The sequence below is a fragment of the Halorubrum sp. Atlit-28R genome, assembly GCF_003665955.1.
Classification (GTDB): domain Archaea; phylum Halobacteriota; class Halobacteria; order Halobacteriales; family Haloferacaceae; genus Halorubrum; species Halorubrum tropicale.
In genome coordinates this window covers 1-558 of sequence record NZ_QPLS01000111.1, presented here as the reverse complement: position 1 = coordinate 558, position 558 = coordinate 1, and the positions used below count along the sequence as shown (strand labels likewise).

Sequence of the window (558 nt, the reverse complement as noted above, 5' to 3'; positions counted from 1 at the left end):
TTGTCCTACCCGAGAAAGATTTGAGGGTGATTCCTGGCGTGGTAGAGCACGAAGCCGCTAAAGAGTGCGAGCACCTTGAAAAAGCGCATTATCCAAGACCTTACTATCGTATTCAACTGACGCAAGGAACTGCCGATTCGTTCGACATTGACGTGTTGATACTCAGGGCACAGCCCGCTTTTCGCCGAAATAATGAAAAGTTGATTGCTTCACCTAGTACGTCAAAAGCCGCCTATGAATTTAGAGAATGTACAAGCCTGGAAGGAAGTCATCTATTGGTGTCCTCTGTTACGAGAGGCAGAACGAAACGTATTTGGCACTCGTATTATTATTTTGGATACGACATAGTGCCAACCTGCACCAGCGATGATTTTAAAGCGATGAAGATAATTAACATGTCGCTGAAACCAGTTGCCCAAGGGCGCTGGTGAGCTTTGCGGTAAGCATAGAGAAACCGGGTAAGAGAGGTGAGAAATGAATGATGATGTTCGCGCTGCCGCTGTGCGCTTCTTCGACGAATTCGTGGATGCCTTTCGCACCTTCGATGGCAAGGTGATA

1 protein-coding gene is annotated in these 558 nt (G+C 47.1%); it reads left to right on the top strand.

The features are described 5' to 3' along the window. Positions 1 to 431 (top strand): hypothetical protein (locus DVK06_RS18575; RefSeq protein WP_233561795.1); only part of this gene is annotated, 431 nt, incomplete at its 5' end. Between the last annotated feature and the right edge of the window lie 127 nt (positions 432 to 558).